General features: G+C 39.7%; 13 protein-coding genes. 5 read left to right on the top strand and 8 right to left on the bottom strand.

What is annotated here, in order from left to right; genetic code table 11:
- Window positions 1-29 precede the first annotated feature (29 nt).
- The 5 genes from rlmB to H5183_RS10275 form a co-directional block, all read right to left on the bottom strand.
- A complete protein-coding gene (gene rlmB / locus H5183_RS10255; protein WP_145236971.1) occupies window positions 30-776 on the bottom strand; it encodes a 23S rRNA (guanosine(2251)-2'-O)-methyltransferase RlmB in 747 nt (248 codons plus the stop codon).
- On the bottom strand, window positions 773-3,268 hold the full coding sequence (gene rnr, locus H5183_RS10260; protein WP_182731626.1) for a ribonuclease R: 2,496 nt from the start codon (window positions 3,266-3,268) through the stop codon (window positions 773-775). The genes rlmB and rnr overlap by 4 nt, the downstream gene beginning before the upstream one ends.
- Window positions 3,269-3,388: 120 nt before the next feature.
- Window positions 3,389-4,003, bottom strand: a complete 615-nt coding sequence (locus H5183_RS10265) for a DNA-binding response regulator (protein WP_182718062.1) — start codon at window positions 4,001-4,003, stop codon at window positions 3,389-3,391.
- The gene (locus H5183_RS10270) at window positions 4,003-5,103 is read right to left on the bottom strand and encodes a sensor histidine kinase (RefSeq protein ID WP_404936102.1); all 1,101 of its coding nucleotides are present in this window, start codon (window positions 5,101-5,103) and stop codon (window positions 4,003-4,005) included. Before H5183_RS10270 ends, H5183_RS10265 begins: the two co-directional genes overlap by 1 nt.
- Window positions 5,104-5,116: 13 nt before the next feature.
- Window positions 5,117-5,443 carry a multidrug efflux SMR transporter gene (locus H5183_RS10275; protein WP_182731628.1) on the bottom strand — a complete coding sequence of 109 codons (327 nt, stop codon included), beginning with the start codon at window positions 5,441-5,443 and terminating at the stop codon, window positions 5,117-5,119.
- A 217-nt stretch (window positions 5,444-5,660) separates the two neighbouring features.
- Here H5183_RS10275 and H5183_RS10280 point away from each other — a divergent pair, with 217 nt between their 5' ends.
- The 4 genes from H5183_RS10280 (at window position 5,661) to queG (ending at window position 9,739) form a co-directional block, all read left to right on the top strand.
- Window positions 5,661-6,527, top strand: coding sequence for a DMT family transporter (locus H5183_RS10280; RefSeq protein ID WP_182731629.1), 867 nt, complete (start codon window positions 5,661-5,663; stop codon window positions 6,525-6,527).
- Window positions 6,524-7,222: a glycerophosphodiester phosphodiesterase family protein gene (locus H5183_RS10285; protein ID WP_145236954.1), complete on the top strand. Its 699-nt coding sequence runs from the start codon at window positions 6,524-6,526 to the stop codon at window positions 7,220-7,222. Before H5183_RS10280 ends, H5183_RS10285 begins: the two co-directional genes overlap by 4 nt.
- A gap of 95 nt (window positions 7,223-7,317) precedes the next feature.
- Window positions 7,318-8,535, top strand: a complete 1,218-nt coding sequence (locus tag H5183_RS10290; protein ID WP_182731630.1) for a methyl-accepting chemotaxis protein — start codon at window positions 7,318-7,320, stop codon at window positions 8,533-8,535.
- A gap of 70 nt (window positions 8,536-8,605) precedes the next feature.
- Entirely contained in the window at window positions 8,606-9,739 is a 1,134-nt protein-coding gene (gene queG / locus H5183_RS10295) for a tRNA epoxyqueuosine(34) reductase QueG (protein WP_182731631.1), read from the top strand.
- A 25-nt stretch (window positions 9,740-9,764) separates the two neighbouring features.
- On the opposite strand, the gene H5183_RS10300 is transcribed toward queG, so the two are convergent.
- The 3 genes from H5183_RS10300 to H5183_RS10310 form a co-directional block, all read right to left on the bottom strand.
- Entirely contained in the window at window positions 9,765-10,895 is a 1,131-nt protein-coding gene (locus H5183_RS10300; RefSeq protein WP_182731632.1) for a PleD family two-component system response regulator, read from the bottom strand.
- Between the two features lie 84 nt (window positions 10,896-10,979).
- Window positions 10,980-12,956, bottom strand: coding sequence for an ATP-binding protein (locus tag H5183_RS10305; RefSeq protein WP_182731633.1), 1,977 nt, complete (start codon window positions 12,954-12,956; stop codon window positions 10,980-10,982).
- A 76-nt stretch (window positions 12,957-13,032) separates the two neighbouring features.
- Entirely contained in the window at window positions 13,033-13,521 is a 489-nt protein-coding gene (locus tag H5183_RS10310; protein WP_182731634.1) for a GNAT family N-acetyltransferase, read from the bottom strand.
- A gap of 124 nt (window positions 13,522-13,645) precedes the next feature.
- Between H5183_RS10310 and H5183_RS10315 the strand changes: the two genes are divergently transcribed.
- Window positions 13,646-14,218: a glutathione peroxidase gene (locus tag H5183_RS10315; protein ID WP_182731635.1), complete on the top strand. Its 573-nt coding sequence runs from the start codon at window positions 13,646-13,648 to the stop codon at window positions 14,216-14,218.
- Window positions 14,219-14,267 lie beyond the last annotated feature (49 nt).

The raw sequence follows: 14,267 nt of genomic DNA on the forward strand, positions 1-14,267 counted from the left end.
CTGACGGCTACAAGCTTAAAGCTTTTCTTTTATGGCTGTGTCGTATTTCTCTGACGCAGTACTTCAAATAAACAAATACCTGTTGCTACAGATACGTTTAAGCTTGAAACAGTGCCCGCCATTGGGATTTTAACTAACACATCACAATGTTCGCGCGTTAAGCGGCGCATACCTTCACCTTCTGCGCCCATAACAATCGCCATAGGGCCAGTTAGATTGGCATCAAATACATGAACATCGGTTTCGCCAGCAGTACCAACAACCCAAACACCGGCATCTTTAATTTCACGTAAAGTACGCGCAAGGTTAGTCACTTGGATCAGCGGTACTGTCTCAGCTGCACCACAGGCAACTTTACGCGCTGTGCCATTTAGTTTTGCTGATTTATCTTTTGGCACAATAATGGCGTGAACACCGGCAGCGTCTGCACTACGTAAGCAAGCACCTAAATTATGCGGATCTGTTATGCCATCGAGAACCAGTAAAAATGGCGTTTCTTCACGCGCAATGATTGCATCTAAATCTTTTTCATTGAAAGTAGGAGCTGCGATAACATTAGCAATAATGCCTTGATGCTGTTCACCCTTTGATTTGTTATCAAGCGCTTTACGCTGCATAAACTGCACTGATATACCAAATTTACGCGCTTCTTCAATAATTGGAGATAAGCGTTTATCATCACGTCCTTTTAGGGCATAAATTTCAATAAAACGCTCAGGCTCACTTGCGAAAATTGCTTCAACAGAGTGAAAGCCAAAAATTAATTCATTACTCACGTATCACTTGCTCCTGAACTCTTACTTTTACGGGCATTTTTGCCGGGTCTTTTCGGCTTTTTCACGGCCTTTCTCTTTGGTTTTTTTGCAGTCGTTGAAGTGCCAGCATCCGCTGATTTTCCTGCAGGCTTCTTTTTACCTCTACTGGCACTGTTTTTTTTTGGCTTTGGTTTTCCCTGTTCAGAACGACCGCTAAGTTCACCAGGCTCTTTCGCGTCAGCTTTTTTACCTGGTATTTTGCCACGTTTTAGCTGCGAACGAACACTTGCCGGCTGATGCCCTTTTGCATCACCACGACGACGGGCGTATCTGTCTTGTGCTACATCGCCACTGAGCGTTAAATTGATGCGACGCTCATCTAAGCTTACCGATGCCACCTGAACAGTGACTTTATCGCCTAAACGATAAACTTTACGAGAATGCTCACCAATCAAGCAATGTTTAGCGCCATCATATTGAAAATACTCATCGCCTAAATTAGTGACATGGATAAGGCCATCAATTTGTAAATCAGCTAAGCGAATAAATAAACCAAAGTTAGTAACCGATGAGATCACTCCTTCAAATTCGTCGCCCACATGATCTTGCATGTATTCACATTTCAGCCAATCAGCTACTTCACGGGTTGCATCATCTGCACGACGCTCCGTATTCGAACACTGCTCGCCCAATTGCGCGACTTCTTCGTCACTATAAACATACGCCCCTGACGTAACCATACCTTGGGCTTTCAAAATGCCTTTAATCGCACGATGTACGACTAAATCTGGGTAACGACGAATTGGCGAGGTGAAATGTGCATATTCACCTAATGACAAACCAAAGTGACCGATGTTTTCAGCTTGATATACTGCCTGCTTCATCGAACGCAGTAGCATAGTTTGGATAAGTTCAGCATCAGGGCGGTCGCCAAGCTTGGCTAACACATGGGTGATTTCTTTTGGTGTTGGCTCATCACTGAGTGTTGATTCAATACCCAACTCTGATAAAAACTGTCTAAAGTTAGCCAGTTTTTCACCATCTGGTTCAGCATGAACACGATAAAGCGCGCTGGCTTCGTGTTTTTCAAGCATTTTAGCCGCAGACACATTGGCTAAAATCATACATTCTTCAATCAGCTTGTGGGCGTCATTACGCAGCACCGGCACTATTGATTCAATCTTACGCTGAGCGTTAAATACAAAGCGTGTTTCAAGGGTTTCAAACTCAATCGCTCCGCGCTCTTGGCGGGCGGCTTTTAATGCCATATACATTTGCTGTAAATCAGTTAAATGTGGCACGACCGGTGCGTATTCAGTACGTAACTTCTCATCACCTTGTAAAATAGCGTTTACTTTGGTGTAGGTTAAGCGAGCATGCGAATTCATCACCGCTTCGTAAAAACGATAGCCTGATAATTTACCTTCAGCCGATACCAGCATTTCTGCGACCATACATAAACGGTCAACTTTTGGATTTAATGAACACAAGCCATTGGACAATACTTTTGGCAGCATAGGAATAACTTGCTCAGGGAAATACACTGAGTTACCACGTTCGATTGCCTCGGCATTAAGTGGGGTATTCATTGCGACATAATGGGATACATCAGCAATCGCAACCCATAACCGCCAACCACCCGATTCAACAGGCTCACAATACACCGCATCATCAAAATCGCGAGCATCTTCACCATCAATCGTAACCAATGGTAAATCACGTAAATCAACTCGATTTTGCTTGTCACCTTCTTCGACAAACTCACCTAAGTGTTCAACCTGCTTTTCAACCGCTTCTGGCCATACATGCGGGATATCGTGATTACGCAGTGCCACTTCAATTTCCATACCAGGGGCTAAATGCTCACCCAGTACATCAATGATTTTCCCTACCGCATTCATATTACGGTTAGGGTTTTGGGTAATTTGCACTTGCACCATTTGGTTGTGACGTGCGCCGTTTTCACTGCCCGGCAAAATAATAATATCTTGGGTGATACGTGGATCTTCCGCCACCACCACTGCTATGCCATGCTCAACAAAATAGCGACCAACAATCGGTGCTCGCTCGCCAGCCAGCACTTTAATAATACGCGCATCGCACTTGCCGCCGGAGCCTCGTTTGGTGCCTTTAGCCAGTACTATGTCGCCATGCAGCACCGAACTCATTTGATGCTTGGCAATAAACCAGTCTTTACTTTCGCCTTCGACTTCTAAAAAGCCAAACCCGTCACGGTGACCGATTACTTTGCCTTTAACAAGCCCAGCTTCATCAATTAAGGCGTAGCATTTAAATTTATTAAAGAAGAGTTGACCATCACGCTCCATGGCACGTAAACGACGCTTAAAAGCAATTTGACGCTCATCATCGTTTACCGCTAACTCCTCACATAATTGATGAAAATTAGCAGGCTTGGCACGGTCTTTTATATGAGTAAGTATAAACTCACGACTTGGGACAGGGTTTTCGTACTTTTCTTGTTCTCGACTGAGATTAGGATCTTGGTTTGACATTCACTATCTTGTTAATTGGTTATGATGTTATTTTAACCCATAACCGATCAATGAGACAGGCAAAAGCTATGAAACTTTTAAGAAAGCGCTTTTACTTGCTTTAAACAGCTTATTACGGCGTTATAACCAGCCTTTTTGTTTGGCTATACGCGCTGCATCTACTCGGTTTATGGCATTTAATTTAGCAATAGCGTCTGATAAGTAATTACGTACCGTGCCCTCGCTTAAGTATAACCTTGCGGCAATATCGGCTGTTTTCAACCCTTCACTTGCGAGTTGTAATGCTTTTCGTTCTTTATCTGTCAGCGGATCAGTATCATCTAATGCGTTAATAGCAAGCTCAGGATCAATAACCTTTTGCCCGTGCATTACTTTTTTAAGCGCGCTAATTAATTCATCGCTCGGGGCTTCTTTTAAAATAAAGCCCTTAACGCCAGCACTTAAAGAACGCCTAATATAACCTGCTCGCGAAAAGGTGGTCATAATAACTATTTTTATAGCAGGGTATTTTGATGCAATTTGCTCACTGAGTTCGATGCCGTTCATGCTAGGCATTTCGATATCGGTTAAAATAATATCAGGAAGAGAGTTACTGTCTAGCATGTTTATGGCTGTTAATGCATCTTGCCCGTTACTTGCTTGACCAATTACCTCAATATTAAAATCTAGACTTAATAATGCTGCGATTGCGTCGCGCACAAGCCCCTGATCTTCTACTAAATACACCTTGATCATCAGAAACCCTTCGCTGTTAAAGGCAGCATCACATTTAAACTAAAGTTATCCCCACAGGTAAATGTAGCCTTACCATCTAGCTGCTCTGCTCGTTCTTTAATGCCATTTAAGCCATTTCCAGGTTTTATTGAGCTGCCTGGTGCATGATCAATCACATTGATTATTAATTGCTGCTGATTTTGCGTTATGCTAATTATACATTTCTTGGTGCTGCTATGGCGTAGTAAGTTAGTAACAACCTCCTTAATTATAAGACTTGCTATGCCTTCTACTTTCGCAGGTAACGCATTTAACTTCACGTTAAAATCGGCCTCAAAACCTTGCTCGATTAGCCTTTGTTTTAATTGTGAAATTTGACTCGCAAGATTGAGCTGTTTTAAATCACTGACAGCACTTCTCACATCACTCAATAGCTGCCTTGCAAGCTCTGCAACTTGGGCAATTTCAGTATTTGCTTGTGTGTAACGTTCACCTTGATTTAATTTATTAGCAAGCTCTGCTTTTAAAGCAATAGATGAAAGAGAATGGCCTAGAATATCATGTAAATCGCGAGCAATACGCTCGCGCTCAGCAATAGCTGCTAATTGCTCTAATTGTTTTGCACTTTCTTGCTCACGAATTTTATGAATATGCTCTTTACGCGTAGCGACACCAAAACTAAAAAGTGCAATACTCAATATTAATGAGCCACCTAAAAAATATTGTGGGTTATCAATATCTGTAATATAAGTACTAAACACCACACCAATAAAGACCCCTGTAACTGACATCGCTCGAGATAATTTTGCAAAACTAAAACCGGCAATAAAAGCTGAAAAACCAAATAATGTAGAGCTACCTGTCGTTAAAAAGCTTGCAAAAATACACACTAAGAGCATCGCAATAAATAATTTCGTTACTTCCCCTTGTTTTTTATTTACAGCCTGAATATACAGTGTAATAAATGTTATATAAAAACCTAAAGTAGCACTGATATTAAGTGTACTTAAGTGGGAAAAATTAAAAATGGTAGGCAATAAATAAAAAACCGAAAAAAGTAAATGCCCCCAACTCCAAAAGGATTTTGCTTTAGTCTTTGGGGTTAATTTATTAAGTAGCATACTCATCCTTAATTTAATTGCCTTGCACTTTCAGACCAACAATACCTATAAGAATCAAAATAATACAACCAATTTGAAAAGCAGATAATGGCTCTTTAAACCACACAAAGCTCATAATCGTTATTCCTAAAGTACCAATTCCTACCCATACAGCATAACTAATACCCAAAGGTAAAGACTTTAAAGCAAATGATAAAAATGCAAAACTTACCCACATCGCTAAAAAAGTAATCACACTTGGCCATAATTTAGTGAAACCATTGGATTGCTTCATAGACAACGCCCACACGACCTCAAATATACCTGCTATTAGTAAACTAACCCACGCTGCAATATTCATCAATTTATCACTCCTTAGTTATTAAATTTATGGTGTTTATTACCTTTAATAACTTAACTATCCCTTTTAATGATGAGTGAGTGTAGTGTAAATTGTCATGAATAAAACTGACTTTTGTCATACATAAAGATACACAATACCTAGTCATAACACCTAGACACTAAGCTCTTTGATAACAGGCAAAGTGCTGGTATTAAAAAAATAAAAAGGTTCATAGATGCAGGCTCAACAGCAAAGTTTAGTTTATTTACACATTGCGGTATTACTTTTTGGTGGCACAGCACTATTTGCCAAATTAATAAATCTAAACGCATTAGATATTACCGTGTACCGCGCAGCCATCGCGGGTCTGGCTATTATGATATTGCTGTTATGGCAAAAAAAAGCAATTAAACTCAGCTGTGCTAAAGATTACTTAATTGCTTTGTTGTTAGGAGCTGCTGTAGGTATACATTGGGTCACCTACTTTGCTGGTATGCAAATGGCTGGGATTGCGGTTGGCATGATTGCATTTTTTACCTACCCTGTGATCACCGTATTTATTGAACCATTCTTTAATGGTAGTAAACCCAAAGTAAACGATTTGCTCAGCGCAGGTGTAGTAATAACTGGGATCTATTTGCTGACCCCAAATGCAGATATGGGTAATGATGTCACCTTAGGCGTGGTAACAGGTGTTATTTCAGCATTTTTTTTCGCATTTAGAAATATTGTTCATAAGCGATACTTTAGCCACTACGGTGGGCCACAAACTATGTTTTATCAAACATTAGTGGCTAGCTTGTTATTATGTGCTTTTATTGAAGTACCAGTGATTAATATATCGAACCAAGATCTAGGGTTATTGCTCGTCGCTGGCGTAATTTTTACTGCAACTCCGCACTCTTTATTTGCAGCAAGTTTACAGTATTTATCAGCATCAACAGCGGGACTTATTTCTTGTTTACAGCCTTTATACGGCACATTTTTAGCTTTTTTGCTGTTGCATGAACAACCTTCACTACAGACCCTGCTTGGCGGTGCTTTAGTGATCAGTGCAGCATTTTACGAAACATGGTCAGTTACTCGGAAACACACATTATGATAAAAGTTTTTGCTCATCGCGGCGCCAGTGGCACTTATCCAGAAAATACCCAGAGTGCGATAACCGCAGCAGTCGAAATTGAAGTCGATGGTATTGAAGTCGATGTACAAAGCTGTTTGGATGATTACATGATCATCCATGATACTTGGCTAGATCGCACCACCAGCGGCCGTGGCAAAATAAATAAACTCACCCGAGAGCAAATTCAATGTTTTGATGCTGGCAATGGCGAATTTGTCCCAACCCTACAGCAAACTATTGATTGGACAGCCAATAAAGTGCTCTTAAACCTTGAGTTAAAACACACTTTCTCGTTGGATAAATTTGTTGAGCTGATTGAGTTAAATATCGTTAATAACAAACTATCTCAGGATATGCTGTTAGTCTCTTCATTTGATCATCATCAATTAATGTGGCTTAAACAAAAACTACCTTGGCTAAAAATTGGCGCGTTAACGGGCTCCATTCCTATCAACTATGCCGAATTTGCCCAACGCTTACAGGCGTTTAGTATTCATGTTGATAAAAACTTTATTAACCATGAGTTTGTCGCGGATGCCAAACAACGCGGCTTACAAGTTTATGCATACACGGTTGATAAACAAGAAGATATTGAGTTAATGCTGAGTTTTGGTGTCGACGGAATTTTTACTAATTACCCATGCAACACGAAAATGATTTTAAACTCACTGTAGTTATCAAAAATGGCTGCCGTTCATCCTATATTCTTGAATTAAAGTGAATTTGAACGATACTGAGTAAAACAATACAACAGCCGAGCGGGCAATTGATGAGTGGGTATATGCGTATTTATAACTTTATAGAACAAAGCTTCTTTTTTACTTTAACCCGAAAGATTGTTGGCAATCTTAGCTTTGTATTTTTTTTCCAAGCTATTACTTTGATTTGGTTATATAAAAGTCTAACTACGCAAGACGCAGACACTAGCCTATTTTGGTTACTCACGGTGATTATTATTGCCGGCTTTGCCTTTACACTCTTTTACATGCGCTTTCTGATCGTGCGCCCAGTTACAGCAATGCGTGATACTTTAATAAAAATTAACCGCCAAGATGCAAACTTAGCAGCTAAACTCCCCCACTTTACCTATGATGAATTTCGTGAGATCAGCCAACAGTACAATACCTTTACTGATCATCTAAGCCAATTACTCGCTACCACTTACCAAAGTTCGCAGGCCAGCGCACAAAGTAATAATCAAGTGACTGAGTCAATGCAACATACGGCGCAGCTAAGCGAACAACAAATTGATTTTAGCCAAACAATAACCGCAGCCAGTAATCAAATAACTGATAGTCTGCAAAGTATCGTTACCAATACCGATGATGTTCATCAAGTAAACGCAGAGCATTTAAACTTTGTTACACACTCTGCACAAGAACTCACAAAACTAGTCACTCAAGTTAAATCGATTAGTCATGTATTGAGCAGTTTTTCAGAAACGATTTCTGGCTTAAAACAAAACAGCGAGAATATTCGTAGCATCCTGAAAATGGTTGAAGAGTTTTCAGATCAAACTAATTTGTTGGCGCTCAATGCTGCAATAGAAGCCGCTCGTGCGGGTGAAGCAGGTCGTGGTTTTGCGGTTGTAGCAGATGAAGTAAGAACTTTATCGGTTAAAGTAAGTGATGCAACTCGCCAGATCAGCGATTTCATCAACCAAATGGATTCTTTAGTAAATCAAACAAATAAAGAATCTGAGCAACTTGTCAGTTATTCACATAATGCAGAAACAACCATTAGTAATACATCCCATGGATTTACCGATCGGCTTGTTGAATTTGAACACAATCAACAACAATTACAGCAAATTGTAAGCGCTGTGCACTTACTCGAACAGACACAAAATCAAACCCATCAATCAGTTGAACAAATCGTTGCATTAGGCAGCCAAGCAAAAGCACAAATTGATGTAGCGTTAGGTGATTGTCAATTATCACAACAACTAAGTGAGCAAACTCAGCAGCAGTTAAAGCGTTTTGTCTAAGTACAAGCGTTTTAACTGCGCTGTAAATGTGTTAAATTGCGCCGTTATTTTTTCTTAATGATGTACCCATGTGAGTAGCTCAATATCCGATCACACGCAGTTAGCCCTTGATATAAAACAGTGGGGTAAAGAACTTGGCTTTGCTGAAGTTGGCATCACTGACATTGATTTAAGCAAACACGAAGCACAATTACAGCGCTGGCTTGATTTAGGCTATCACGGCGATATGGAATATATGGCCGCTCATGGAATGAAACGCGCTCGCCCTGCGGAGCTAGTCCCTGGTACTGTGCGGGTTATATCAGTAAAAATGAATTACCTGCCCCCCGATGCAAGCTTTGCTAAAACCCTCAAAAATACCGATAAAGCGTATATTAGTCGTTATGCATTAGGGCGTGATTATCATAAACTGATGCGTAATCGATTAAAGAAATTAGGTCAAAAAATTGAGCTGCAAATCGGTCAATTAGGCTATCGGCCATTTGTTGATTCAGCACCAGTATTAGAACGTCAACTTGCTGAAAAAGCAGGTTTAGGCTGGCGTGGAAAGCACAGCTTGCTAATCAATAAAGAAGCCGGTTCTTGGTTCTTTTTGGGTGAGTTATTTGTTGATATCCCTTTACCAATTGATAAGCCCAATGAGTTTGAGGGATGTGGAAAATGCGTAGCCTGCATTACTTTATGCCCAACCGGCGCAATTGTAGAGCCTTACGTGGTTGATGCACGCAAGTGTATTTCTTATCTTACTATTGAGCTGCAAGGACCAATCCCTGAGCAGTATCGCTCACTATTAGGTAATCGCGTTTACGGCTGTGATGATTGCCAATTAGTTTGCCCATGGAACCGCTACGGGCAAATTACCGATGAAGCCGACTTTCACCCACGAACACAACTAAAAGATAAAGATTTACTTGATTTATTTAGTTGGGATGAAGCTACCTTTTTAAAAAATACCGAAGGCAGTCCGATCCGTCGAATTGGCCATCAGCGCTGGCTACGAAATATTGCTGTAGGTTTAGGTAATGCGCAATTTAGCCAATCGATCGTTGACGCGCTCAGCGCCAGCTATGATCAATCAACCGAGTTGGTAAAAGAGCATATAGAGTGGGCGCTTAAGCAACAATGCTCAAAACAAGATAAATTGCTACGAAAAACCGCCCGTTTGATACGTATCGTAGAAAAGGGCTTACCAAGAGATGCGTAGCTTCACACCCCTTGATTATTTACTGTTACTTTTTCAATAAGATAGATAGGTCTTGCTCAATTTCATGAAAAGCGGCTTTCACTCCCTGCACAGACTCTTCACGGGCAACTGAGTTTTGAATCGCTTGATCTACCTTCTGATAAATAAACACTTCTTGATCTTCGTCTAACCCCATTGATGGAATACGCTGTTCTAACTCTTCTTGTAAACGCTTGAACACCGCTTCATTACTCTTACGGTTTTCATTTAACAGCCCAATTAAGCCATGAAACTTGCTATTCACCATAGTAATTGCATCATTTAGCTTTGTTTGTTGCGACTGTAAAGCTTCACGAGTCATGATTGCTCGTAGCTGTTGCTCTGTGACACTGACAATAAAGCACACATGGTCACGGATCCGGCCATGCTTATCAGGATCGTGATCTGGCATATTTAAAATCAATAAACTAATTAATTCATAGTTAACTAAGATACGGTGAGAAAACTCATGTAAGCGGCCCTTATTTTTGAGCATATCAAACAACTCAATTACAATTGGCGAACACGTACCATTGAGGGCAAAGTGCTCAGGAGCATCAGCAATAACTCTAAACTCAATATTACTTTGTAAATCAAACGATCTTAAACAATGAACTAGGGCCTCCCCAAGCGCTTTGGTGTTGTTAATCATACCAATCTTCTCAATATAATTAACTATTTGCCCCATTTCACTACTGTTTGCCATAGCATTGAATGCAGTTGATGTGGCCTCTTCAATTTGCTGTTCTAACGATTTTTTTTCAATCAGTACTTGATTAAGAATTTTCAGTTTCGATTTAAGTTCATCCTGTCCAAATGGCTTAACAATATAATCTTCAGCACCTACAGCATACCCTTCCATCCGCTCCTCTACTGTGCCTCTGGCTGATACAAACATGACTATGATATGAGCCGTACGAGGGTTTGCTTTTAGTCTTCTACATACTTCATAACCATTCATTTGTGGCATACTCACGTCAAGTAAAATTACTTGTGGCGCAAACTCTTCCACGATACTGAGGCACTCAGGGCCACTGCTAACCATCTTTAATTCAAAATCAAGATCTAATAATATTTCTTCTATAATTTCTAAATTAAAGGGCTCATCATCAACAGCTAGAATTCTCGTTACAGGCATAATTGTCATCCATTTCATAATTCATATTAATAGTTTAGTCGTAAAAAAAACTCTTACCAGTAAGGCTAAGTAATTTATTATTGCTTAGCTGAAACTTTTTATTTCTAAAGGCAGAGCGATGTGAATCGTCGTGCCTCCTGAGCTATTGTTATGAGCAGAAATAACTCCTTCATGTAATGAGACAAACTCACGGCATAAGGCTAAACCAAGCCCTGTTCCACCAGCACCGCTATTAGTTGTGCTACTCTGCACGAATTTTGAGAACACATACTCAAGTTCATCATCAGGTATCCCTATACCACTATCAATCACTTCAATAATTGCCTGCCCTTGTTGATTAGTTAAAACGACTTCAATACGGCTATGCTGATCACTAAATTTCAACGCATTGCCGAGGATATTACGTAATAATTGATTTATTTGCTCTTCATCACAGTCAATTATAATAGGCGGTTTTGGTGGCAAATACTGTACTTCAATCTCTTTTTCCATAGCGGTACCTGACACATCATCAATACTGGTTTTAATAATATTACTCAGGTTATGCGGGCGCGGATTAAAAGGGAACTTACCAACATCGAGTTTAGATAGGTCGAGTAAATTATTAAGTAATGAGAGCAGCCGCTCGCCACTACACTCTATGCGAGATAAATATTTCTGTAGCTTTTCAACTGAAATATCACCTCTGCCGAGTTTATCTAAACCAAAGCGAGCAAAACTTAATATTGAATGCATAGGAGTACGTAATTCATGGGACATATTAGCAAGAAACTCTGATTTACTGTGATTTGCTGCCTCGGCGACATTTTTAGCATGCTCAAGCTGCGATGTTCGGGCACGTACTTGCTCTTCAAGCATATCTTTTGCCTCGAGCAACAGCTCCTCTTTAAGTTTAAGATGAGTAACATTCTTAAAAATAACCGCGAGTGCAATATTACCATGATGGTCAATCTCATTAAACGAACCAACTAATGGGATAGCCTCTCCCTCTTTCATTGGCAGATATACATCACAACTAAATTGACGATTTTTATTTAACGTCGCTATTTTTTCTTTAATTTGCTCAGCAGACATCGTATCTAATAAAGTAAAAACTGAGCTACCTTTAAGTATTTTTGCAGGTAAATTAAAGAGTTTAGAGCAAGCATCGTTTGCTTCAATCACTTCACCATTGCGCTCAAATAACATAATCGCATCAGGTGTATGCTTATAAATAACGCGTAACAAGCTATCCTTTTCAATAAGTGCATCAACGGTATCTTGCAGACGTTCAACTAACTCTGTGTTATGCCGTCTTAACAACTCAGTTTGCCAAAGTTTATGCACAGATTGCAGTATCATATTTTCATTGATCGGTTTAACCAATACGTCTTCCACCCCTTGACGAATTGCTTCAATCATCGACACTTGATTTGGTTTTGAGGTAAATAACAAACAGCGACATTGCGGATATAATACTTTGAGAGCGGCGAACACTTCTAAACCTGAGCCATCAGGCAGACTAAAATCACTCAATAACAGATCAATTTCATGCCCTTGCGCTTGAGTTACCGCAGAGCTAATACTATGAGCTGTAATCGTTTTAATATGGGCGCCTAACAGGCTATTTGCTATTTTTTCAAGCCGCTGAGGGATATGATCAACCAGCAATACCGTTGGTAATACTAAAACACTATCGGAGCCAAGCTCTAAAACACTCTCCAGCAAGGTGCTGATTTCTTTATTCGCAAAAAATGGATAAATTACAATAGCATTTGGCACCAGCCGATTAAGATCACTAAATGAAGAAAGTTGTTCATTGTTTTCAACTTTAGGGGCGAGAAGCAAAAAGCGATCTTGATTGATCTGCGTTACTAAAGAATTTGCGGTAGCTAATGGAACGCCATGAGCCACAGCCACTAAATCATAACAACTAAACGCAGTGCACTCATGTAGCATTGAAAAATGAATCAACTCAACTTCACAGCCAATCAATTCGAGCAATACTTTTATTCGCATCGCTAAAATGCTACTGCTATCAACTATCAATATTTTCCGCACAGCTTTGACCACGCTTTTCATCAACTTGAGATTGTAAAAGCGTAGCCTAAGTTTTCTGCATTAACATAATCAAAGAGGTTATTTTTTGGGAGTACCGCTACCCTAAGTGCTTACCTAAAATAGTTAAGCTGTAGTGATTGCCATCCATAATTGCTACATTAGGCAACTCTCCCCACCGTTGATAACCAAAACGCTCAAACAATTTAACACTCGGTATATTATGACTAAATATAAATGCCAGTAGTACTTTAATATTTAATGGCTTAGCTTGCTCTTGGGCAAAAGTAAGTAAACGTTTACCAAGCCCTTGACCTTGTGCATTGGCTGTAATGTAAATACTGACCTCTACCGTACCATCATAGGCTGGACGGCCATAAAATGACTTATAACTAAGCCAAGCTATCACCTTCGAGTCTTGCTCATAAACGTAAATAGGCCGCTGCTCGGTATGGCTATTAAACCAACTTTGCTTGTCTGCTATGCTTACTTGTTCGGTGTCGGCTGTAACCATTCTACTTGCGATTGTTTCATTATAAATTGCAACTATAGCGGCTAAATCATTACTATTTGCTAATCGTATTGTCATTTTGTTTTTAGCGGTTGTTGATCAATTCATTGCATAGTAACGTATGAGTTAAACTGACACTACTGCAAAATAAACGGTAGACTGCCATCTAGGGTGATCAGCCACAACAAGTTAAGGAATCGGTATGTTTAAAAAATTATTATTATGCTGCGCAATACTCAGTTGTAGTGTTTATGCACAGCCAGAGCAAACAAGCCAACAGCAGGTTGAGGCTACATCATGTGATGACTTCACTAATGTTACTATGCGCAAACTTCGCTCTAAAGAGAGCATTAATTTATGTCAATTCAAGAATAAACCCTTATTAATAGTCAATACGGCAAGCAACTGCGGTTTTACGCCACAATTTGAAGGTCTAGAAGCGCTATATCAAAAATACCAAGATCAAGGTTTAGTGATACTGGGATTTCCTTCTGATGATTTTTTCCAAGAAGAAGATGACGAAAAAGACACCGCTAAAGTTTGCTTTGTAAATTACGGCGTAACTTTCCCGATGTTTGCCACCAGCGAAGTCAGAGGCAGTGATGCTAATGCTATATTTAAACATTTAAATGCCCAAACGAGTTCGCCAAATTGGAACTTTTATAAATATCTTGTATCTGCAGATCGCAAACAGGTTGAACGTTTTAATAGCAAAACCAAGCCTGATTCAGACAAGTTAGTTAAAGCAATAGAACAAGCAATTTCAGATATTTAATTTTATACTGGTACAAGTAGTTATTATTGAACTAGAATAACGTAAGATT

Source organism: Pseudoalteromonas sp. SR44-8 (assembly GCF_014163635.1).
Taxonomy (GTDB): Bacteria; Pseudomonadota; Gammaproteobacteria; order Enterobacterales; family Alteromonadaceae; genus Pseudoalteromonas; species Pseudoalteromonas rhizosphaerae.

Excerpts from the sequence above, each read along its gene's own strand:
- rnr (WP_182731626.1), bottom strand. The coding sequence starts at position 3,268 with ATGTCAAACCAAGATCCTAATCTCAGTCGAGAACAAGAAAAGTACGAA.
- H5183_RS10265 (WP_182718062.1), bottom strand. The coding sequence starts at position 4,003 with ATGATCAAGGTGTATTTAGTAGAAGATCAGGGGCTTGTGCGCGACGCA.
- H5183_RS10270 (WP_404936102.1), bottom strand. The coding sequence starts at position 5,103 with ATGCTACTTAATAAATTAACCCCAAAGACTAAAGCAAAATCCTTTTGG.
- H5183_RS10275 (WP_182731628.1), bottom strand. The coding sequence starts at position 5,443 with ATGAATATTGCAGCGTGGGTTAGTTTACTAATAGCAGGTATATTTGAG.
- H5183_RS10280 (WP_182731629.1), top strand. The coding sequence starts at position 5,661 with ATGCAGGCTCAACAGCAAAGTTTAGTTTATTTACACATTGCGGTATTA.
- H5183_RS10285 (WP_145236954.1), top strand. The coding sequence starts at position 6,524 with ATGATAAAAGTTTTTGCTCATCGCGGCGCCAGTGGCACTTATCCAGAA.
- H5183_RS10290 (WP_182731630.1), top strand. The coding sequence starts at position 7,318 with ATGAGTGGGTATATGCGTATTTATAACTTTATAGAACAAAGCTTCTTT.
- H5183_RS10300 (WP_182731632.1), bottom strand. The coding sequence starts at position 10,895 with ATGCCTGTAACGAGAATTCTAGCTGTTGATGATGAGCCCTTTAATTTA.
- H5183_RS10305 (WP_182731633.1), bottom strand. The coding sequence starts at position 12,956 with ATGAAAAGCGTGGTCAAAGCTGTGCGGAAAATATTGATAGTTGATAGC.
- H5183_RS10310 (WP_182731634.1), bottom strand. The coding sequence starts at position 13,521 with ATGACAATACGATTAGCAAATAGTAATGATTTAGCCGCTATAGTTGCA.
- H5183_RS10315 (WP_182731635.1), top strand. The coding sequence starts at position 13,646 with ATGTTTAAAAAATTATTATTATGCTGCGCAATACTCAGTTGTAGTGTT.